Below are 601 nucleotides of genomic sequence, written 5' to 3' on the forward strand. Positions count from 1 at the left end.
CGAGTGAGTGAGCGCTAGGCGCGAGCTGGTCCCTGCGCTCGCTTTGGCCGGGTGATGGGGGAGGGGGCGCAGGTGTTAAAAGGTTAGGCTTTACACGACGACTTTCGTTTGTTTATCCTGATGCAATATCAGGTAACGAGGGTTTTGTTATGGATGGCCTGCAGATGACCGAGGAGCAACGTGCTCCCTGCGAAAGCAACTCCGATGTAATCAAGATCGAAGCCGGTGCTGGCACTGGCAAGACCACCACGTTGCGAGGCATCGCCGAGGCCAAGCGCGACAAGCGTCAGCTATATGTCGCGTTCAACAAATCGATCCAGGTCGAGGCCTCCAGGAAGTTCCCATCCAACGTCACCTGCAAGACCGCACATTCGCTTGCCTACGGCGCCATTGGCCGTGACTACGGCAACGTACATGGCAAGCTTCAGGGGGACATCAAGCCCTTCCATGTTACTCGACAGCTGACCTCCAGCCTGTCGGGCGTCCCGTCGAGTGCCCACAACTTGTATGGCGGTCGCGTGATCGAGACCGTGAAAAACTACCTCGTGTCGGCCGATTCCACGCTTAGCCCGAAGCACGTCAGCATCGGCGACGCCCCGGT

The 601-nt window shown here is 58.4% G+C and carries 1 protein-coding gene; it reads left to right on the top strand.

Translation table 11 applies throughout. The features are described from left to right. Nucleotides 1-149 precede the first annotated feature (149 nt). Nucleotides 150-601, top strand: a 452-nt coding sequence (locus AC061S_RS44540) for a UvrD-helicase domain-containing protein (RefSeq protein ID WP_478691591.1), incomplete at its 3' end; no start/stop codon positions are given.

The sequence above is a fragment of the Streptomyces sp. CA189 genome (genome assembly GCF_056428985.1).